General features: G+C 55.2%; 12 protein-coding genes and 2 pseudogenes. 8 read left to right on the forward strand and 6 right to left on the reverse strand.

The window, feature by feature from the left end:
* Nucleotides 1-20: 20 nt before the first annotated feature.
* Together JMJ16_RS49330 and JMJ16_RS49335 are read left to right on the forward strand one after the other, a co-directional pair.
* Entirely contained in the window at nt 21-521 is a 501-nt protein-coding gene (locus tag JMJ16_RS49330) for a hypothetical protein (RefSeq protein ID WP_201393596.1), read from the forward strand.
* A gap of 14 nt (nt 522-535) precedes the next feature.
* Nucleotides 536-715, forward strand: a pseudogene (locus JMJ16_RS49335) (ISNCY family transposase); the annotation flags it as partial.
* Nucleotides 716-812: 97 nt separating this feature from the next.
* On the opposite strand, the gene JMJ16_RS49340 reads toward JMJ16_RS49335, so the two are convergent.
* Nucleotides 813-2,081, reverse strand: coding sequence for an OFA family MFS transporter (locus tag JMJ16_RS49340; RefSeq protein WP_236602078.1), 1,269 nt, complete (start codon nt 2,079-2,081; stop codon nt 813-815).
* A gap of 515 nt (nt 2,082-2,596) precedes the next feature.
* On the opposite strand from JMJ16_RS49340, the pseudogene JMJ16_RS49345 reads away from it, so the two are divergent.
* A pseudogene (locus tag JMJ16_RS49345) lies at nt 2,597-3,306 on the forward strand (IS6 family transposase).
* A 354-nt stretch (nt 3,307-3,660) separates the two neighbouring features.
* On the opposite strand, the gene JMJ16_RS49350 reads toward JMJ16_RS49345, so the two are convergent.
* Nucleotides 3,661-5,181: an NAD(P)/FAD-dependent oxidoreductase gene (locus JMJ16_RS49350; RefSeq protein WP_201393599.1), complete on the reverse strand. Its 1,521-nt coding sequence runs from the start codon at nt 5,179-5,181 to the stop codon at nt 3,661-3,663.
* A 176-nt stretch (nt 5,182-5,357) separates the two neighbouring features.
* Nucleotides 5,358-8,600: a LuxR C-terminal-related transcriptional regulator gene (locus tag JMJ16_RS55455; protein WP_236602079.1), complete on the reverse strand. Its 3,243-nt coding sequence runs from the start codon at nt 8,598-8,600 to the stop codon at nt 5,358-5,360.
* A gap of 1,353 nt (nt 8,601-9,953) precedes the next feature.
* Here JMJ16_RS55455 and JMJ16_RS49365 point away from each other — a divergent pair.
* From JMJ16_RS49365 to JMJ16_RS49375, 3 genes are all read left to right on the forward strand, one after another.
* On the forward strand, nt 9,954-11,513 hold the full coding sequence (locus JMJ16_RS49365) for a Mu transposase C-terminal domain-containing protein (RefSeq protein WP_201392296.1): 1,560 nt from the start codon (nt 9,954-9,956) through the stop codon (nt 11,511-11,513).
* Nucleotides 11,514-11,816: 303 nt separating this feature from the next.
* Nucleotides 11,817-12,416: a hypothetical protein gene (locus JMJ16_RS49370; RefSeq protein ID WP_201392298.1), complete on the forward strand. Its 600-nt coding sequence runs from the start codon at nt 11,817-11,819 to the stop codon at nt 12,414-12,416.
* Nucleotides 12,417-12,482: 66 nt separating this feature from the next.
* Nucleotides 12,483-15,035: a protelomerase family protein gene (locus JMJ16_RS49375; protein WP_201393601.1), complete on the forward strand. Its 2,553-nt coding sequence runs from the start codon at nt 12,483-12,485 to the stop codon at nt 15,033-15,035.
* Between the two features lie 492 nt (nt 15,036-15,527).
* Here the strand turns inward: JMJ16_RS49375 and JMJ16_RS49380 are convergent, their stop codons facing one another.
* Nucleotides 15,528-16,694 carry a hypothetical protein gene (locus JMJ16_RS49380; RefSeq protein WP_201393603.1) on the reverse strand — a complete coding sequence of 389 codons (1,167 nt, stop codon included), beginning with the start codon at nt 16,692-16,694 and terminating at the stop codon, nt 15,528-15,530.
* Nucleotides 16,695-16,704: 10 nt separating this feature from the next.
* Nucleotides 16,705-16,917 (reverse strand): hypothetical protein, encoded by a 213-nt coding sequence (locus tag JMJ16_RS49385; RefSeq protein WP_201393605.1) that lies wholly within the window; start codon nt 16,915-16,917, stop codon nt 16,705-16,707.
* A gap of 723 nt (nt 16,918-17,640) precedes the next feature.
* Here JMJ16_RS49385 and JMJ16_RS49390 point away from each other — a divergent pair.
* Both JMJ16_RS49390 and JMJ16_RS49395 read left to right on the forward strand, forming a co-directional pair.
* Entirely contained in the window at nt 17,641-18,393 is a 753-nt protein-coding gene (locus tag JMJ16_RS49390) for a hypothetical protein (RefSeq protein WP_236602080.1), read from the forward strand.
* Between the two features lie 331 nt (nt 18,394-18,724).
* The gene (locus JMJ16_RS49395; protein ID WP_201393607.1) at nt 18,725-20,494 is read left to right on the forward strand and encodes a protelomerase family protein; all 1,770 of its coding nucleotides are present in this window, start codon (nt 18,725-18,727) and stop codon (nt 20,492-20,494) included.
* A 51-nt stretch (nt 20,495-20,545) separates the two neighbouring features.
* Here JMJ16_RS49395 and JMJ16_RS49400 read toward each other — a convergent pair.
* Nucleotides 20,546-21,190, reverse strand: a 645-nt coding sequence (locus JMJ16_RS49400) for a phosphotransferase (RefSeq protein WP_201392316.1), incomplete at its 5' end; no start/stop codon positions are given.

Genomic DNA, 21,190 nt, shown 5'->3' on the forward strand with positions numbered 1-21,190 from the left:
CCATCGTGTCTCTCAGTAGGATGATAGATCGTTTGTGGCGGGGCTGGAAGACGGAGCCTTCTCGGCAGTCTCCACCAGTTGAGCTGCAAGCGGCCAGCTCGGCTCATACAGAATTTGTCGTTTGTGATTGTACCATTGAGGAGTATCACCAATGCCTCAAAAGCGGGTATCGCATCGAGGAACGACAATTGCAAACGGTTGACGCTCTGATGCGCTTGTTGGGGGTGTTGTCTCCACTTGCCGTGCGCTTGTTGCAGGTGCGTGCCTACGCTCGTGAAGCGCCACAACGCCCAGCTTCTGAGGTGATTGAGCCTCTAATGCTTGCGGTGTTGGCCCAGCGCTCTGGTCACTCGCCTGCCACCATGACACTGGGCACCTTCTGGACGGAAGTGGCACGGCTCGGTGGTTATCTGGCGCGTCGTCGTGATGGTCCTCCTGGATGGCGAACCATCTGGAAAGGCTGGCTCTCCTTGCAAACGCTTCTTGAGGGCGCGCATCTCGCTCTTCACCTCCATTTGTAGATGTGGGTAAGAATCAGGCTTGGAAGCGGGGGTATCGCTGGCGTGCGGGCATCGAGGGCAGAATTGCTAGCCTGAGACGCGATTATGGATGGCGCAAAAGTGCCTACCACGGGGAAGAAGGGATGGAGCGGTGGTTGGGCCTGGGCGTCATCGCCAGTAATCTGCGCCATACCGCTCAATCCATGGTCGCTTAAAGCACAACCAGAGATAAGCACAACCATTCCCCTATCAATTGTTGCGCTTACATCGGCTCCTCAAGCCTGTTCATCCACTTTGCAGGGGATACTCGTACTAGCGCTTAGTGGCTGCGGTGACCTCAACAATGTCACCGCGACGACGTGCGAGTGTGCGAGCGATGAGTGGTAGGACTGCACTCACGAGCATAATGACTGCGATGATGTAGAGCGGTGTCACGTAATCGGGGTTGGTGGTTGTGCCGAAGCTGGTAATCAGCATTGGCCCAAAGATGCCGCCTGCGCTCCATGCCGTGAGCATTACGCCGTAGATCGTTCCGGCGTTCTTTGACCCGAAGAAGTCGGCCGCGAAGGCAGGCATCGTGCCGAAGCCGCCTCCACAGCACATTCCAATGATGGCTGCTGGAATGAGGAGCAGGGTAAAGTTGCTAACCGATGGCATAAGGGCGAAAACGATGGCCTGAATAACGAAGAGGCTCAGAAAGGTGAAAGGACGCCCGATGCCATCGGAGAGCCAGCCCCAGAGGAACCGTCCCAAGGCATTAAAGATGCCAATGACACTGACGATGAGTGCAGCCCTCAATGGAGCAACACCGGGGAATTTCTGTGCTAATGGGGAGGCAACCGAAATCACGGCGACCCCGGCAGTGACATTTAATGCCAGCATGAGCCACAGGATATACCACCTCGGGAGACGTAATGCTTCTGGAAGGGTATATTCACGTACAGAGCGATCTGTTTGTTGGCGGGCTGAGGGTGTCCAGCCAGCAGGGACATAGCCTTCGGGAGCTGTGCGGAAGAATTGTGCCACAATGACGATAACCACCAGATAGACTATACCGAGGTAGAGGAAGGTGCTACTGACACCAATAGACTTAATCAATGCTGCAGCGACCAGACCTGTGATCACAGCGCCTCCGCCAAAGCCTGCGGCCGCTAGGCCGCTGATGAAGCCGCGCCGGTCGGGGAACCACTTGATGAGCATCGCGAGGGCAACGATATAGCCAAGGCCAACACCGATGCCACCAATGATGCCAAAGGTGAGATACAGGAGAAACAGGTGGGGAGCAGCAAATGTTGCAAGCATGACGCCAAGGCCATAGAGAATGCCACCTGCTGTAGCGATAACGCGGGGACCAAAGCGGTTATTGAGGTACCCGCCGAAGCCAGCAGTGCTACCCAGGGCAAGTAACACGATACTAAAGGTGAGGTTAGCCTGAGGCCTTGTAACGTGATACAGCGCTATCACTGGATTGAGAAAAACGCTCCAGCCATAGACAGAGCCTAGGGCGAGCTGCATGAGGACGGTGGTAGTAGCGAGTACCCAGCGGTTGGGGTGGAACAACTGTCGCGGTGATCTGCTCATGGATGACTCCTCTCGGAATGATTCCAGCAATGAACAGTAACAACCTGAAGCACATCCCCCGCAAGGGAGCGGATAGTAAGTTAATGTGAAGAAGAATCTTACTATCCTCACATAAGGATATAAATACTATGCTGCTATTGCAATAGATTGCGCTGACAAGTTTGCACCTACTCAGGTTTTGGTAAATAGCGCGAATGTTCTTTCTTCCATGAGCAGAAAAAGGAATGCTGCCCCACATTACGTTCTTTCTCTTACGAAGAGAATAATTCTTCTTATGATTCTTGTCAAGCGGGCGGCATTACTTCACCTAAAGCGTGTAAGATCCGTCGTGCGCAGCCGCACCACCGTCTTGCAAGCCCATACCCATCAGTGGCTCAGGTGGGTTCGCTTTGGGAAACGGGTCATTTCTCGGGAGCAGACTTTCTTCTCCAACCCGATGGCAGGCTTTAGGGTAGTGTTGCAAAGAAGAAAGCTGATCTGGTACAGTACAGGAAAACGAGCGGAAGAGAGACGTGATGACCGAACAGAATCCTTTGAAATGGCGCCATTTCCAGCCCGACATTCTTCTCTTATGCGTGAGGTGGTATCTCCGCTCTGCTTTGAGCTATCGTGACCTGGAAGAAATGATGGCGGAGCGAGGATTGCGTGTCGATCATACCACGATCTATCGTTGGGTTCAGCACTCTGCGCCTGCACTTGAACAGCGGTGCCGTCCTCAGTTGAAGATGACGTCTGACTCCTGGCGGGTTGATGAGACGTACATCAAAGTGAAAAAGCAATGGCTGTATCTCTACCGTGCAGTTGACTCGCAAGGACACACGCTCGATTTCTTTTTCAGCTCAACCAGAGATGCACAAGCAGCCAAATGCTTCTTGCTGAAAGCGCTCGACGCCTCTCATAGCAGCGGACCACGAGTGATCAACGTAGACAAAAACGCTGCCTCTCCCAAAGCGTTCAATGAACTGAAAGCGGCGGGAAGCCTTTCTGAAAGCTGTGAACTCAGGCAAGTCACATACCTCAATAATCTCGTTGAACAAGATCACCGCTTCATCAAACGGTTGACAAAGCCAGGGATGGGCTTTTTTCTTTCGAGACGGCATGGCGAACACTTCAAGGATTCGGGATGATGAACATCATGAGAAAAGGGCAGCTGCAAGGGGTGGGCAAAGGAGATGTGAGAAGCCAGGTTGCATTGGTTGCTAAGCTATTCGGAGTAGTTGCTTAAACGGAACAAGCAGAGCCGCTCCATACGCATCTTGTCTTCTTTCTATTTCTTGCAACACAACCCGCTGATTTCTCTTTGCCAATATGCTATGGTCTCTGTATGGGACATGGTTCTCCTCCTGAGAGAATGAAGCTGTTGAAGGTTCTTCATCCTATCAGAGAGCCACGTCCCTTCGCTTGTTCAGCTTAAAAACCTACCCGTGAAAGCCCTCCCTCCCTCCCTCCCTCCCTCCCTCCCTCCCCTCACCAGAGTCAGGTGTGTCGTGGCAGTCGCGTCCGCGACTGCCACGACACACCACTAACCCATTAGCGAGTCACCGTCGGTGACGAGAAGCCCCGAACAGTCACATTTACTCTATGACTGCAAAACCTCTTCTTCTTGAGAAGAGACAGTCTGCTCATCATAATGAAGCGAGAAGGCCGGAACAACTTCGTCCAGCACGGCTTCTATGTTTGGCTGATCGTAGCCCTGGAACAGATCGGCGAGTATCGCGTCCCTCTCCTCTGGCACCTCGTCCAGCAAGGCATTGAGCATATTTACATTGACGACATCGCGTGGGGATACGATTAACGCGGTCATCATCATATAGTTCATAAAAAGCGGATTGAATTCCCCCGTCTGTTGCTGCTTCTCGAACTGCTGCGTCAGTCGCTTGAGACTCAGGTCAAAGTACTTATGCAGAAACTCGACGTGCTTCAATGGCTCTTGACCGCTATGGATCACGCCCGACCAGCGCAGATCTTCCAGGGCGCTTAGCCACCATGCCGGGTAAATGGCCTCCTGCATTCGCTGAAGCGCGAGGTGCTCAAAACCAGCCTGAGGAGTCCCCTGCTGCTCGCTCAAGCAGTCAGCAAGCGCTTCAGCCTCGATAGCTGCTACAGTCATTCCCTGCCCGTACACTGGATCAAAGTAGCAGAAGGCGTCTCCCAAGACCAGTAAGCCAGCGGGCCAATTCTCCACCTGCTCATAATGATGGCGAATACATTCTGGAATGCGGAAGCCACGTGGCTCTGTCAATGGTTCGGCGTCTCGTAACACCTCGGCTATCACAGGGTTAATCAGGCGGGTCAGGCCCTCATCGAATCCATCAGCAGATGTGGGAGGATACTGCCCGGCTATGCTCGAAAGACAGACCGCCCAGGCATCGCCTTCAATAGATTTGAGCACGCCACCAGCGGAATTCCCTTTGGTATGATCATTTTCAATGACGATCAGCGGCGCATGGCCCTTCTTCTCTTCGGGCACCTTATAGTAACGCGTGCTATAGCCAATAGCGGAGATCAAATGTTCATCCTCCGGCTGTTCATAACCCAACGCCGTGAGCCACTGCGGAAGCTTCGAGGAACGTCCACCCGCGACAACTATCAGGTCCGCTATCAGCGTTTCCTGCTGCTCTAGTTGTCCGCGCTGGCGAATGTGAACTCCCGTGATCCTTGTGCGGTCAGGGCTAGTTTCCAGGTCTGTGACCTCCTGATGATAGAGGAAGCGCACATTGGGCAGAGCCTGCACCCGTTGACGCATTACCCACTCAAGCAAGGCTCTGCTATAAAACACTCCTTGAGCGGGCATCATCATTGTTCCATAGCGATTAATCCACCGTACAGGTTTCTGGATCGGAAACGCCCCCAGCTCCAGCAAGTCATTGCTAAAGCCCGGAAAGAAGCGCTCCAGAATCATCTCACCGCGCGGCAATACTTGATGTAAATGAAAGGATTGTGGAGCACCTGCGCGCGCCTCTGGTTTCTCGGGACGACCATCACGCTCAACGACCAGGATATCATCATACTGTTCAGAGAGTACCCGCGCTGTCAGCAATCCCGCGATGCCTCCCCCAATGATAAGAGCCTTCTTCCCCTGTTTGATATTGTTATTCATAATAATGTTCTATTTCCTTTTTCGCTATCATTATCATTTTTTGCTTATTTTTTTCATTTATGCTTGAGAGCAAGCATCTGTTGGAAGTATAAAATGCTCAGGAGAAGAACACACTCTCCCTGTGGGTAGTCGGAAGGGTAGTTACGAGGGAGGGAGACAGGGTAGGGTATCTACTTTTAGAGGGACTCATCTAACTTCAGGTATCGCGCAGCCTCACTGGCTTGCAAACGATTGTTCACCCCTAGCTTCTGGTAGAGATGTTTGACATGATACTTGACAGTATTGACTGACACGATCAGTTCGCGCGCGATATCCTGGTTGCTCCATCCAGCAGCCAGCAAGCGCAATACCCGCTGTTCTTGTAGTGAAAGAGGTTCGAGGAGTGAACCGGAGGAATTTGAAGTGTTTTGAGGAGTGCTCCCCTGCTCATACACCTGAGTTTCGGCGCGCAGAATGGTCTGCACATACGCTCGCAGCGCCTTGTCCTCAATGGCTGGCAATAACAGGCGTAGCAGACGTGTCAGTGGTTTTCCCTCGTTGAGAAAGAGACGGATATAGCCCGCGTGCATCGCTTGCGATAGAGTTTGCCGTAACCAGTAGAAAGCCTGCTGGTCCTGTTTGCAGGTAGCATGCGCCAGCGCCAGTTGCAGTTGAATTTGAAGCGCAACGTACTGATGTAAATGCTCCTGTGCGCTTGGCAAAATGTGCGCGAATTGCTGAAGCGCGTCCGTCGCATCTCCCCGCGCCAGGAGCAACCGCCCCCGCGAGACCTGTTCTTCCAGGTACTCAGTAATCGATGCGCTTTCGTCGCTTTGAGATAGCAGCGGCAAAGCCTCCTGTTCCAGTGACCCATCTCCTACTGCTATCCTCAAACGCGCGTGCCAGTCACGAACACGAGGTAGAAACCAGAAACCGCCGGGCGCCCAGGCTTTCTGTGGCTTTTCCAGTAGCTTCGTCAGTTGCGCCAGGGCAACGACGGTCTCGCCCTGTACATGTTGCAGGAGAGCTAGCTGCAATATCGCCCCATCCGAGAGCGTTGTGGCCCAGGGACATTGGTGTAGCACAATATCTTGTGCTTCCCGCGCTTGCTGCTCCGCGCCTCTGAGATCGTTCCACTCAAACGCCAGCCATGCCAGTTCTAGCAGGATATCCGCAACCATCTCATTATCCCTGAGTTCCCTGGCTTCGGCAAGGCTCTGGCGCAAATAGTCTCCCGCACGTCGAAGCTCTCCCTGAAGCGCATAACACTTGCCCAATGTTAAGTGGATATCGAGGGCAAGATACCTATTGCCAGGAGATATATTATCTTCTTGAGCGCCGAGGAGGGTTTGTCGAGCATCAGCTATCTGACCCGCGCGAAGCTTATCTATGCCGTCAAATAGCCAACACGAGCTACGATACATCCGCAGACGGAGATCCGGCTCGTCCCCCTGGGGGAGATAAGCAAGTGCTTTCTTAGAATAATCGATCACGTGAGAAATTGGTTCCCCATACACCAGGCTGATCAATGCGCGGTGACTCCAGATTGTACCGATCCAGGCGAAATTACCGGCTTTTCGCCAGCTCTCCTCGGCCATCTGAAGCAACGCCTCTACGCGCGCACCTTGCGTTTCGGATAGCGGGGCTACTGCGGAAGCTGATAGCGCCTTCTGCGAAAAGCGAAGTTCCACGGGAAAGCATAGTTCGGTCGCGAAGATGAGGCAGAGCATGGGATGCTCCCGCAATACCGCTTCTGGTATATGCTCTAGCCAGCGCAACATCGTTCGCGGTTCATAGAACTCGATCTCAAAGGATAACTCAATGAGCTTGGCTACTCGCTCCACATCACGCGCAAGCCATGCCATCTCTACCGTTTCCATGAGCAGCCTCTCTCGCTCATACCATGAGCTTGCTCGCAGCGCTAATGCCCGCCGCGTCTCTTTATCCTGCCTCCGGTTGGCTTCACGACTCATAGCTTCCGCGAAGAGCGTGTGATAGCGATACCATCCACCCGGACCTTCCAAAGCTTCTAGAAAAAGACCTGCCCGCTCGATAGCTTCCAACATCTCCGCGCTGTCATGCCGCCCGGTAACCTCGTCACAAAGAGGAGCGCAGAGACGGCTGAGCATGCTGGTTTGCAGGAGAAAGCGTTGCAATGGCTCTGACTGCGTCTCCAGGATTTCCAGCACAAAGTAATCGAGCAGCGAGCGGTGAGGCGTAGTCAAGCCCTCAGCCGCCTGACTCCCCGTGGTACGCTCGCCCAGCGAGAGAAGCGCCTGCTCAACAGCATTCGCTGTCCTCCCCCCCGCTAGCGTCAAGGAGATCAACCGCAATCCAGCTGCCCACCCTTCAAGGGTCGTATCAAGCTGGTTAAGCGCCGCCTCTGAGATGGAGACTGGAAGCGCCTGGCTCAAAAAGGTCTCTTCCTCTTCCAAAGAGAAACGCAAATCGGCTACGTGCAAATCATATAACACCCCCCTCGCGCGCCAGCGTAAGAGGGACAGAGGAGGCTCAGAGCGCGAGAGCAGCAATACATGTACCGTTGGTGGCAGATGATCGATAAAGAAGGTCAACGTTTCGTGAATGCGAGGCTCTGTAATGGCATGGTAATCATCGAGAACGAGCAGTCCCCCGGAAGATAGCTCCGTGAGATCATTGAGCATATGTGTCAGGGCCATTTCTATTGGCGGCTGCTCAAAAAGAGAACGGTTGGCTGCGGAGAGAAGTGCCAACCCCTTGTTTAGGGCGCGCGCCTCCTTCCCAAGTAACATCTGACAGGCTCTCATCACATAACGCCAGAAGCTGAGAGGATCATTGTCGCTGCCATCAAGTGATACCCAGGCCAGTGCTGGAAAAGTGGGTGTCGAGCGGCGAGCGGCAAACCACTGGTTCACCAACGTGGTTTTGCCAAAGCCTGCCGGAGCCTGCAATAAGGTGAGTTTATACCCCAAACTGTTATCGAGCCGGGAAAGCAAGCGTGTGCGCTCAACAAGGAGCACCAGAAGCTGGGGAGGATGCAATTTGGTTTCCAGCAAGAGCGGCATACTACCCTCGTAGTGTCTCTGATGGGAAGGTTGAGGCTCTGCTGAGGAAAGATCCTGTGGTATCCCTACCTCCCCCTGTATGCGCCCCGCCAGTGTAACAGCAATTTCGGCCAGCCGTGCTACCGTCAGGTCCTCCGGCTTCCCTAGATACGCTCGATAGAGTGTCCCCTGATGCTTACGATACGCTTTCCAGTACCATCCTCCCCGGCTGTTTCCTACGCGCTCTCTGCGCGCCGTATAGGAAGAACCGTGAAGAGATTGGAAGGAGAAGATTGTAGATGTTTCCTCGCGTAACCACTCGAACCATCGTCCTGATCCAACAACAATAGAGATGACCTGATCTTCTTCATAAAAAGAAAGCGTATTCTCGCGTACAGTAGGTGTTGATCGCGTCATGTACCCGCTTCTCTTGCTTTTCCCTGATCTTGTCCCGCTTTTCGCGAGCGGGATGGCATCATGCTCAAAGTTCCCCAACAGTATACCACATGTTGGGGAACTTCACTCTCCCTACTCCAGGAGTACAGGGCATTCCCACTCTAGGAGAACAAAACGAATACTTGCCTTCCTCGGCAAACCTTTGCGCCTCCGACGCTCAGGGGGTAGGGTGTGTGCAAAACGGGTGCTCGCTCGTTTTGCACACACCCTACCTAAAGCCTGCGCAGTGAACCAGATGCCATGCGCTAAAACCACTTCTTAACCTACGTGAGTTCTGTTTAAGACAAGCCGATCAAGCCGCCAGGAGAGCATGCTCATCAAGGTACAGACCCAGTTTTTTCTCTTGGTAGCTGTAGGCAAGAAGCCCAGCAATCAAATGGACAGCAAAATTGGTGGGGCTGCGGTGGCGCAAATGCTCAATCTGTGAAATTGTCGGTTCTCACCGAAGTTGTCATCCGTCTCACGGAAGATGACGTCTGTCTCAGAGTGTTTGTCATGAAGGTGTGCAAGAGGACGGGAGACGAAGGCGTGAGGCGCGCTCCTGGTGAGCGCGAGAACGCCGGGAGCTGGGAGGAGGGCGTTTGGCGGCGGGCCTGGTGCATATTGCTTGCGTGGACAAGAGAGTGGGTTGATGGTATGGATCTCCTGGGTGAGCTGTTGGCCTGAACTTCCTTCCCCACGGCAGAGATTCTTCTTGTAGATTTAAAAATTAGATGAGGCATAGTTTTGCGCAGTATGTGAGGTCGAACACCCGATCACGTCGTTCCCCCGCATGTGATGCAACTGGCTTCACACGCCCTCCCCACCGTGCTTGGTCTTGATGGTCAAGCACAGCTTGTTTCCTCATTGATTGGAGAAAAAAGAGCGCCAAAAAGCGCTGAAATTGAGAGTGCGCCTTTCTTCTGCTTGTAAGGTTGCTGCAGGGAGCGGGGAAGAATGTTCTTTCTTGCCCTGTTATTCTTATAGCCATATGCCATGATGGTCTGGTTGGCCCACGCATGTGTGCAGAGGAGGGGGAAAGCGGGGGAGCGGCCTCTTCATCCCACTGGGCGCACGCACCCACCTGGTCAGAGAAGCGTGGCGCTGGGTAGGTTCCAGCCCATGCGGTGCGGAGGGCGGCTGCGTAGAAAGAGCGGTGGCAGGCGACTGGCACCTCCCGCTTTTCCTGGTATATTCGTTTATTTCTATCTAAAATGAGATAAAGTAAAATTTCTCTTGTTTATATGGATTTTTCTTCTTTTGCACAGTATAGTTGTATCTATGGATGGAAACCCTGATGGAGAACATCGTCTTTGTGGAGGAGGGAGTAAGCGGATGGCGAGCATGGAGGACCAGCGCCTACAGGCATTACAACGTTTTGAGATCATTCGTCCTCATGTTGAGGAAGGGGTGTGTCAAACCGAGATCGCGCGGGTGTCTGGTATCCCGCTGAAAACAGTGCAACGTTGGATTCGTTCGTATCGTGGGGCTGGGTTGAGTGGATTGGCAAGGAAGGTCCGCTCGGATGCCGGTCAGCCTCGTGGGCTTCCGCAGGACCTGGTGCTGCTGGTTGAGGGCCTGGCGCTGCAGTCGCTTCGACGGCCATTGACGAGCATTCATATGTTGGTGAGCCAGGTGGCCCAGGAGCACAACTGGCCCCTTCCCAGCTATGCCCAGGTGTATCGGATTGTCGGGCAGTTGCCCGATGATCTCGTGACGCTGGGACGAGGCGCGGAGCGGCGGCGTATCGGGAAGCCTTTGATCTCCTGTTGCGTCGCGAGGCCAGATGTGCCAATGCCATCTGGCAAGCCGATCACTGCCAGTTGCGCATCTTCGGCGAGAAATGAGCAGGGGAAAGCGCAGATGCCGCTGTTGACGGCGATCGAGGACGATTATAGCCGCTGTCTTGCCGGGTATCGGCTCAGTTGGAGCGCTCCTTCGGCCCTGCAAACGGCCTTAACGTTGCGAGGGGCCATCCGGGTTAAAGAGGATCCATGCTGGCCCATTCATGGGGTGCCTGAGTGTTTGTATACGGATCACGGAAGCGATTTTACTTCGAAGCATATGGAGGCTGTCGGCGTCGACCTCAAAATGTCGTTGATCTTTTCCCAGGTTGGGCGACCGCGTGGACGAGGGAAGGTCGAGCGTTTTTTTCGCACCGTGAGAGAGGAGGTCTTAGCGCGTCTTCCAGGGTATGCGCCCAAGGTGAAGGATGATCTGAGGCGCCAGCGCGAGCTAGAAGCCGAAGCGAGGGACATTGCGTGCCTGTCCCTCTCGGAGTTTGAGGGAATTTTTCGCGACTGGCTCTTGAAGACGTATCACCGCAGAATACACACAGAGACGAATGCTGCGCCCTCTGAGCGCTGGCTCGACTCGGGGGTGATACCGGATTTGCCAGAAGATGATGCGCAGTTGGATCTGCTCCTGCTGCAACCGCGGCGGCGATGTCTCGTGCATCAGGAAGGGATCACCTTCAAAGGGGCGTGGTACATGCACGAATTGCTTGCGGGCCATGTGAAAGAGGCGGTGATCATTCGCTATGATCCGATGGATCTGGCCAGCATACGGGTGTACGAGGGAGAAAAAGAGGAGCGATTTCTCTGTCAGGCTTCCTGTGTGGAACGTGGGGGACCGGCGGTGAGTCTGCAGGCGATTCAAGCTTCCCGAACAAAACGACGCCAGGTGGTTGGAAACGCCTTGCGTGAGCGCAAGGGGGTGGTGGCTCGCTATGCATCGCCGGAGCACCGGAAGATGCGTGCGCTCTCAGAGGGAGCTGCGACGCTGGTTCCTGCGCACAGCGACGAGGGAGGCAGCGCAGATGAAGCTGAGAACGTGTCGGCATTGAGTGGACGACCCAAGAAGCCGTCCAAGATACGGTGGTATGACGATGAGTGAGAGCGAGAAACAGCGTGAGAGACAGCTGCAGGAGAACCGCTCCTTGTCTCCAACTGAGCAGCGATCGATGAGGGAGAGGGAACAGAGCCAGCTTGAGCTCCCGTTCTCCTCGTTTGTGCAGACAAAGGAATATCGCCGTTTTGTCCAGGTGTGTGAGGCGAGTCGGCGTTATCGCTACATCGTGGTGTGTGTGGGGGAGAGGGGGGTGGGGAAGACACGTGCAGCGCGTGAATATGCGAAAGTCGGGAGGTCTTTGAACCGTTGTTGTCGGCTCATGGCGTGACCTTTTCAGCGGAGGGTCCGATGCCGCGAACGGCCTTCTATACATCCAAACCGACGGCAACGCCAAAGAGCATCGAGCAAGATCTGGCCTTGTTGTTGTGGGGCCTGCAAATGCTTGCCGATCATGCGAGTACCGTGGCGCAAGAGACCAGGGCGATGCCCGTCGCGATCCGCCCAGAGGTGGTGGACCTGCTGATTGTGGATGAGGTTGATGGCCTGTTGTGGGAGAGCCTGGAGGTGTTGCGGGATCTCTCTGATCGCAGTCGTCTGGGGCTGGTTTTGTTGGGTCGTCCACGGAGCGCAGAACGGTTAGTGAAGCTGTCGGCTTTGTCCTCTCGGGCGGGTGTGTTGCACGCATTTGCAGCCCTTGGGAAACAGGATACCCGTACCCTCCTCGAACAGCAGGTGCAGCGGTTGGGTTTGCCAGTTGAGGATGAGGCTGTCGAGATGGTTGTGCAGAAGACGCAGGGGAATTTGCAGGTGATGTTCCTGGTGTGCTGTCATCTTGACTATTTGCTCAGTCGTTATGGGGTGTTTACGGTGACGAAGGATGTGGTGGGAGAAGCGATGGATCGCCTCTTCACCCAAAGAAACGTGCAGCGGTTGCGTGAGAAGCGCTAGCGATTCCACCAGGTCTGTTTGGTGGCGGAGAGGAAAGGCGTGTGAGGGCCCAGGTCGCGCAAGTGGTTGCAAGAGCGCTGGGAGCGGTTGTTGCCGATGCTCGCGCCTCTGGGGTGTGCGCAGGAGGAGGAGATCAAGCGCATCTGCGAAGCGGAACTGGAGTTGTGGCGGCGCCGACCCAGCCTCAAGCGTGCAAGTTCGTTGCAGAAACCATTAACAGAAACGCGTCATCGTATTCGGGAAACCTTTCCCCTCACTCAGGAGAATTGTTGGTGCAATCCCAAATCAGGCCAAAAGGAGCATCTGTCGCTCAAATATCTGAACTTTTCGACGCAGGAATGGAGACAGATGGCCGCAGCGAGCGAGAGGGAGGTGCAGGAGCGGCGAGAGCATCCTCTGCCGCTTGCGCGTCCCTGGGAACTGATTGGAAAAGTGGAGCACCTGTTGCAGAGCAATGTGTGGCCGCAGCTGGTGGTCGGAATCGGATTGGCGACTGGTCGAGGCCTCGTCGAGATTCTGCACACCGGACACTTTACGAAGAAAAGCGCCTACTCCCTGCTGGTTGCCGCGCCAATGACGGTCTATGAAGTCATGAGTGACCCGTTTGAGGTGCCGACCCTGGTGGAGGCGTCGCAGGTGCTTGCGGCAGTGCATCGGGTGCGCCAGTTCTTTGGGAATCATTTTCAAGGATTGCGACGGCGTGATGTCAGCCAACAATGTCTGAGCCACATTCAGGAAGCCGCCTATAAGCAGGTCGGGAACCTGGTACCCCTGCGCCCGCTGGCACGCAACATGTACACGTCCCTGGCTCATGGTGTCTATCCTCGATTGGCAGCCTGGCTCTATTGTCCGCTCACCGTTGACACCTGGTATTACGCTGCGACTATTCAGCATCATCAGAAGTTTCTGGAGGCAACGTCGGCAGAGGAACGCTCCACGCTGGCTCAGATGGCATTGTACGACGAGTACGTGGTGCTTGACGAGCACGGGAGCATTGACGAGCGTCGAGGCATTCGGCTTGGAGAGCCAGGAGTGGAAGTGTTGGAGGTGTTCAAACAGACAGATGGGCGTGTGCATGGAGTGCCGCAGGAGAAGCGAGCCCGCGCACAGGAAGAGATGCAACGTGATGATGGACAGGAGCGTGAGGATGGGAAAGGCAGAGCGCAGAGAGATCGAGAGAGGAGGTCGCAGGTGCGAGCCGGAGAGAAAGAAGGAAAAACGCTGGCTTTGCAATGGCTCGAAGCGCGTTGGCACTGGTTAATTGCTGAGATGGCAGAGTATGTGGTGGATGAGGGTGGGGGCGACGAGGAAGAAGAGATTTGGGCGATCTGTGAGGCTGAGATGGCGCAATGGAGGGCGTATTGTCGGCAGAACCAGAGCATGTCGTATCAAGAGATGATGATGCGCACACGGCTCGTCTTGCGGACGTGTCTGCCTGCTCCCTGGAATGAGCGGTGGAACGAGGAGGCAGGTGAGTGGGAGCATATCGGCCTCAAATATTTGAGATGTCGAGAAGACGAGTGGGAGCAGATGAGGCAGGACTGGCAGGATCGTCGTGTGCTTCTGCCTGATCCCGAATTGATCGTCGCGAGGGCGAAAGGATTGCTCTCGAGGGGGGTGATGGAGGCAGAGGCGTGGCCTGACTTGGTGGTAGGGATTGCTGTGCTGACCGGTCAAGGGCTGATGGCCATTCTGAAGAATGGAGTTTCTCACAGAAGACGGCGTATTCCCTCCTGTTCCGAGATGCAGTCCATGACAATCCTTTTTTTCCTGGTCCCTTTGCGCATCCCGACGCTCGTGCGAGCGGACCTCGTCGTAGAAGCCTGGGAGCGGGTGAGAGAACGTGTCGATGGTACCCAGGTCGATGAGCAAGTACTGCGTGAGCAGTATGGCCCCCGCGTGTGTGCAAGCGCAACGGAGTCTTTTCGTGACCTGGTTCCGTTGCCTGCCGGAGAGAGAGAGCTCTTTCCCGCGCTTCATGGCAGTGTCTATCCCTGTCTTGCAACGCACTACTACTGTCCACCTTCTGTGGAGAGCGTCGACTATCTGGCAACGATTTGTCATGATCCTGTGTTGCTAGCAGATTCTTCACCAGGAGCACGTTTTGCCTGTGCTGCTGTTTGTAACTATATGGAATACCGACTGGAGGATGAGCGCAAAGGAATCTGGCTTGAGCGGCCAGGAGTCCCAATCATTGAGCCTGGTTGGGTGGCAAGAGAAAGGGAGGGGGCTGCTGGTCACGCGGTTATTGAGGTGGAGTTCGATGAGGAGGAGATCGCTGCTCTCGATGAGATTCGGCAGCAGATGGGATTTGGTTTTGCCGCCGTTAGGATGACGGATCGAGGTGAAAACGAAGGTGATGCTGCACCAGGGGGAGCTGCAGGCACGCTGCATCTCTCCATGTGCCTGCGCAATCAAGGACTCTCGCCAGTTTTGTATGAGTTTATCCGGCGTGGCTTGAAGCATCTTCGCGGCAGTGTGGCGGAATTTGTCACGGTGTGCTTACGGGAGGAAATGCTGGAGGGATTGAAACTGCAGCAACCGTTTGAGACCATGGCGTCCTCTGAATTGAGGGCAGGTGATCCCCCACAAGTGACGCGTCAGAGACCTCACGAGTAAGGCCGTAGGCCCGGTGAGACGAGTGTGAGGGAGGTTCTCTGCGAACAGCAGCGCGCGCCGAGGGTTGTGCTGCTGGAGGAGGGGAGGGTGTGCGCGGAGGTGATGACCCTGGAATCGGGTGTCCCGGCTGTTGCTGGTCCTGCTGCGCGCCGGTTCACGCGAGGAGGGCGAAAAGCCGTGCGTCGCGCAAAAAGAGCATGGGAGGGGGTGTTCTCGCGCAGGGAGAGGAAAAAAAAGAGAGACCCACATGGTCTCTCAAAAAAGCTTACCTATAAAGTATACCTGAGTATCGCGAAAAAATCAAGGGGCGGTGAAACTCGGGTGTGATTCATTTTTTTGCATTTTGCCAAGAAGGTGCTTTGTGAGAAAAGGTCATGCGCCCCCAACGCCTTTGGCCTTCGGTGCGACCTTTGCGGGGAGCCGATTGAGCCTTGATCTTGGGGCACACGGACAGGAGTAAGAGATGGATGACTTGTTCTTCCAGCGCATGCTCTAACTGAGCTCGTCTCTGTTGGCTGCGCTGCTCTCGGCGAGCAAGACGATCTTCTTTTTGCCGCTGTTGCTGCTGGTGCCAGACTTCTGCCCAGCGCTGATTACAGAGGGCATCACGCAGGGCGAGCATGGATTGACGTTGCTTGGCTCCCAATGCATCCCCGCTCGTTTGAGCCGAGCCTGCATGACCACCTTGTTCGCGCTTTCCACCATTCCTGACCCAATGGGCCACCCTTGGGCCTGAAACTGAGGATAGTGCATCTGAGGGAGGCGTTTGCCAAAATACCGTAGCGCATCTGTGATGGCTGGGATATCCCTGCGCTGGCTGAGCCAGTGCAAGTGCTCCAGCATGCGCACTGGACCGTGATATTTCAGCTGATGGAGCAGCACGCTCACCCAGCGTGCTGGCAAGCGCTGCCCTGTTTGCTGGGCCTGCTCGTGGATCTTGCCTACATACTCAGCAGCATGCGCAAAGTCGAGAATGCGAATGGCATCATGGCGATGGCTTTGCACAAAGCCTTGAAGCCATTCGGCTCCATCTTGCACTGCACAGACCTGCTCCGCGCTCTCGATACCTCGTCGCGCGATCTCCACTGAAGCCAGATCCGCAAACATCGTCGCATCAGCCAGTCGCGAAAAGTACGAATGGTTGGTGGTCCGTCGGCTGGCCTGCTCTGTGCTCTCTGGCTGCGAAGGAAGCACCTCTGCAATGACCACGGTTTTGACTTCTGCCCAGGTTCCTCCACGCAAGGGAACCATCGCTCCGTCTCCGCTCATGGCCAGGCGTGAGGGGAGAGGTTGGGGAGAGGAAGACCCACACGAAGAGGCATGCGAGATGTTGGCTTGCTCGGTTTGAATGGCTTGAACGCTTGCCCCCACTTGTAACGTCTGCCGGCGTACGCGTGAGTCACTCACCTCGATGCCCAGCAGGGCGTGCAGTTCGCTGGCTGCTTCCTCAAAAGAGAGGCGTGCTCCCAGACGGACCAGGCTTTGGTGAGCATGAGGCATCAACCCGCTTGCAGGCAGATCCAACTGCTCATCGAGGGGAAAAAAGCTGTAGCCGCACTGCGGACAGCTCTGATACTCACGCGTGAGGGTGACCTCTTGCCCCCTTGGGTTTGCAATCGCCGTTGCCGCTTGCCACGCCCTTGCATGCGGTTTCCACATTGAGGACATTTCACCGGCTGGCGCTGACCGCTGCCTGCTCAGGTGGGCTCGTGTGAGCCACTTCCTCGATCATTCTGGCTCGCAGCTGGTTCATCTGCTCATCAACGGCACGCTCAATCTCAGCTAAGGTGGCTTGGGGATGCGTTCGCCGCCATTCTTGCATCGCCTGGTCAACGTCCTGACTTCTTTGCTGCCACGACGGAGGTCTCTCTTCCTGGCTCATATCCTCTCCTCTCGTTTTTCTTGCTTTTCTCCTCCTTAGTCTACCATCTTTGTCTCATTGCAAAAAAATGAATCACACCCGTGAAACTCTAGAGCCGTCGAATTTCACGCAGCATGGAGGACGGGGCAGAACGCTTGCTGTGTTCTCTGGTGCTTTTGGGGGCAAGGCGCGGATCCGGGAAAGGGCAAAAGGGATGCTCGACATGATCAAGTGCTGGCCTGATCAGCCGTGTCTGGTACAGGGCTGACGAGAGAATGCTTCTGCCTCTCTCGTCAGCTCCATGTCTGTTTGCGGTATATATCTGTCCCCTTGGAAAATGGCGCCTGCTTCCTTTGACGCCTGGGCAGGCATTCACACCATGGACGAATGCCTCTTTTCATCTTGAACTGTTAGCATGAATTACAGCAATTTGCAATGCCCTAGATGCGCAAGAGGTACATGTATGAGAGAGCTGTCTCTGCATGCGGTTGGGAGTGAACAGATGAGTCGATATTCATCCTTTTCTGTTGATGTCCTGACTGCTGTTGTCTCCAACGTTGGCGAAGCTATGCACAATTCGTGCACACCCCCTGGAAAACTTCGTGGAAAAATGGGTTGTGCGTTTGCTCTGGCTCAGGTATGCTTGGTGTGAACGACTGCTGTTCCCCCCTCTTGCGATGGCTCAGGCCTCTCTATTTCTTCTTCGTCCTTGTTGTGCTTTGCTTGTCAAAGGAGGGAACCATCATGCCTGCAACCATCGGGGGAGAGGAGCCTCGTCTGGCTCCACGCAGTCTTGTTGTCCGTCGCCGTCCGAGGCCCTCGCCCGCCAAAGCGCCAGCGGTTCAGACGGCGCGCGCCTCTCAGTTCGCCAAAGCGCGAGCGCGGCGTCCCACGACACCCGAAGAGGTGCCAGAATTCGTGCGGGAGGCCGCGGCAGAGCCGAAAACGTCGCGAGGAGGGAGCTGGCTCCTGCCCCTTGGGCTAGGCATGTTCTGTGCGTTGCTTCTGGCGCTTGTCGGATCGGCGGCGATGAATGGGAGTAGCACGCTCATGGACAACGTTCGCTATGGCTATCCGCGAACGACGCAGGTCGATCACATCGTGGGCCATGAGGTGGATCCCCATGTGCCAACCCATTTTACCGCTCTCAATCTCAAGGGGCAGGTGTTGATCTTTGAGGTGCCCGGCGGCGATGGCGCACAGGCTCGTCTTCTGCAAGGGCCTCACCTTGTTGGGACTGGCGCGGATCTGGCACCAATCACGCTCACCTTCTCAGGCGATGTCCACCATCCGGATCTCGTGGTGACGGTGAATGGCTTTGAGGTGATGTTTCACAACACCAGGAACGAGTTATGCGCCAATGCGGTAGAAGACAAAGGGGCGACCGTCATAGCAACCTTCACTCACGTGGCTATGACGGTCGCCCCTTTGTCTTTGGCAGAGTCATGGAAACGTGCAACCCGGTTGCCACGTTTTGTAAGAGCAACCTGTTTATGAGAAGCAATGAGGAGCAGCAGCTGAGAAAGGAGCTGTCTTTTTCTTTGCGTTCTGGTGGCGGTATCGGCTCATCTGCTTCTCTGCTCGCGAGGGGTGTCATGGCGGGAGTGCTCACGCGACACGCGCCTATGGGATGCGCGAGAGGATGGGTGGATCCTTCTCTCCTCTGAGAAGAGAAAATCTGGTCACTAAGAGTGTATTGTGTAATATAGCTTTTTAAGCTCGATTATGGTATACTAGAGAGGAGAAAAGAGGTTATGATGTGACCAAATAGTGGTCACATCACGAGAATGATACAACGCTGCACTTCAGAGTGTGAAGGAGTGGGTCAATGCCAAAGATTACCGGGTGGGAGCGAGACTACTGGCAGGGGATGTTGCCCCAGGTGGAGCGCCTGGCGCACGAACGCAATGAGCCTGCTTTGGCTCAGTTAGCGAAAGAGGTCTTTGCGTATTGGCGTGAGGAGCGTCACCTCTCGGAGAGTAGCATTCGTAATCCGTTGACGAATCTGCGCAACCAAATTAAGCAACTGCCGCTCACTGAGCAGAATAGTTATCTCACGGATTCGGGGCAGCGGGAGCATCTGGCGCTCAAATATGTTCGCCTCACGCAGCAGGAGTGGGTGCAGTTGAATGCTCCTGCCCGTCAGAAACTGGATGAACGCCTTGGGGATTCTCTGCCTCTCAAGGAGGTTGACGTGCTGGTGGAGCGAGGCACCCGTTTGTTGTCGTCACACAATCCGGCAGAGCTCGCCGTGGGGCTGGCGCTGTGTTGCGGTCGCCGTTTCATTGAGGTGATGAAAACGGCTGTCTTTGAACCCAAGACGGCGTACACGCTCTGGTTTCGTGGGCAGGTGAAAGGGCGTTCGCGTGAGCAGGCCTATGAGATTCCGACGTTGGCGCCGGCTGCTTTGGTTCTCGAGGGCATCGCGCGACTGAGGCAGCTGGTGGATGCGCACGAAGAGGAACAGAGCATTCGTGCCCGCTATGGGCAAGCAGTGCGCGAGGCTGCTGATCGCCATTTTCACGACCTGGTGCCTGTCCGTGATGAGGAGCGGGACGCCTTGTATACCCACCTACTCAGAAGCGTCTATGCCACCATCGCGGTGTACTGGTATGCTCCCGAGCAGGTGAAAGCCATTGCCTATATTGCCGAAATCCAGGGACATCGCTTGGTGACCACGCCAGAGCGTCACCCGGGAGCGGGGAAGGTGGGTGAGGAGGATGTGGAACAGCAGCAGCGTAATTATGCTTCCGCCCTGCACTACTTTGATTATGTGGTCGTTGCTTCTGATGGGACCATTGATCGACGTCAGGGGCGAAAGGTAGGGGAGCCTGGCGTCGAGGTGCTTGAGATCTTTCAACCAAAGGAGAAGGGCGTGAGGAAAGAACCGAAGCCGGAGGGACGGCCCCTCAAGAAGAAGAAAGGCAAAAGGAAAGAGGGGGCTGCTTTTTCTTTGATCCGCTTAGCGATCCCCACGCGCGATCGCTTTGACGATCTCTCCGAGAGGATGGTTCCTTACCCTCAAGATCAGGATGAAGTGGTACGCAACCTGATGGATGCCTATGAAGCGGCTACGAAAGCGGCGACCCCACTGCCTCAGCCAACGGAACCTCTTGCCTGGACGATTGAGGCCCTCGATGTTTCTGCTCAGCAGTTGCAAGAGATTCGTGCCTATCTGCTCAGTCAGCAGGTGACCGATCTGCGACCCGTGGTGACCTCCTGGCTCCTGCATGAAGTGGAGAAGATGAAACAGGAGGGACCACACTTTGCCGTTATGCCCACGTCTCAGCTTTCGCGCTATCGGCAGGAAGGGGCGACCAAGGAACGTCTGCGCCGCGCGATCTATGCCATCATGCAGTGGAATCGTGCTAACGAACCCAGGCGACGGTGGTTTCTCAATGTCAGCTTAGTGAAAGCCCTGGCTGGTGGTCGCAAGGATTTGATTGGTGCCGTGTTGAAGGAGCATCAGGCTGAAGTCGATCAGCATCATCAAGAGCTCAATATTCCACGCGGGTATAACAAACATACCGAGCTGGTACAGGAGGATATTCAGTTGCCCGAGGAGCCAGAGGCCTATCCCTGGAATCGGCAAAACTAGTCCACTGCGGCGTAGAGTTAAGGGTTCAAGAATCGAGGCAAGCCTCTCTGTTTAGAGCGCTTGCAAATGCCTTGTGACCACCATCGAGCGTTCCCAAGGAATGCCTCGCCGTGTAAAATCGAGCAGGGAATAGTTCAATGCCCGGTGCAAAAGCATGGGCGTTGTCGCGTGTTCAAACGCCTCCAGCAAACGATCCATTGGCGCATAGGCGGTCCAGGGTTCCAAATAAGCCGTGCGCAAACGCTGGATGAGATGGGGATGCTGTTCCTTGAGTGAGGTTGGCAAGAAATAGGAGAGCAGGCGGAGCGCACTGAAGAATGGATGAGTGAGGCTCGCGTCAGTCCAGTCCAGGTAGGTAATCTGCTCATCCTGTACGAGGATATTCATGGGATTGAAGTCGCCATGTTCCAGGGTTTCTGGGACGCCACATTCCGCGAGACAGTGGCAGGTCGCCTGGAGTTCGGGCACGCGAGTGCGCAGCTGTATTACTTGCTCGCGGCTGAGTCCGTCAGATTGATCGACGCGCAAAGCTGCTTGATCGTCCAACAGTGGCTCAAGTTGGGCGCTGATGACAGAGAGACGCAGGTCTGGACAGCCAATCGCAAGCAGTTCCTCTTTCCGGCTCACGCAGGCGATTTGCAGCTCTGCAAAGGTACAGAGTGCACGCTCCCAAGCGCTCATATCGGTCAGATCAGA

This window comes from Ktedonobacter sp. SOSP1-52, from assembly GCF_016587395.1.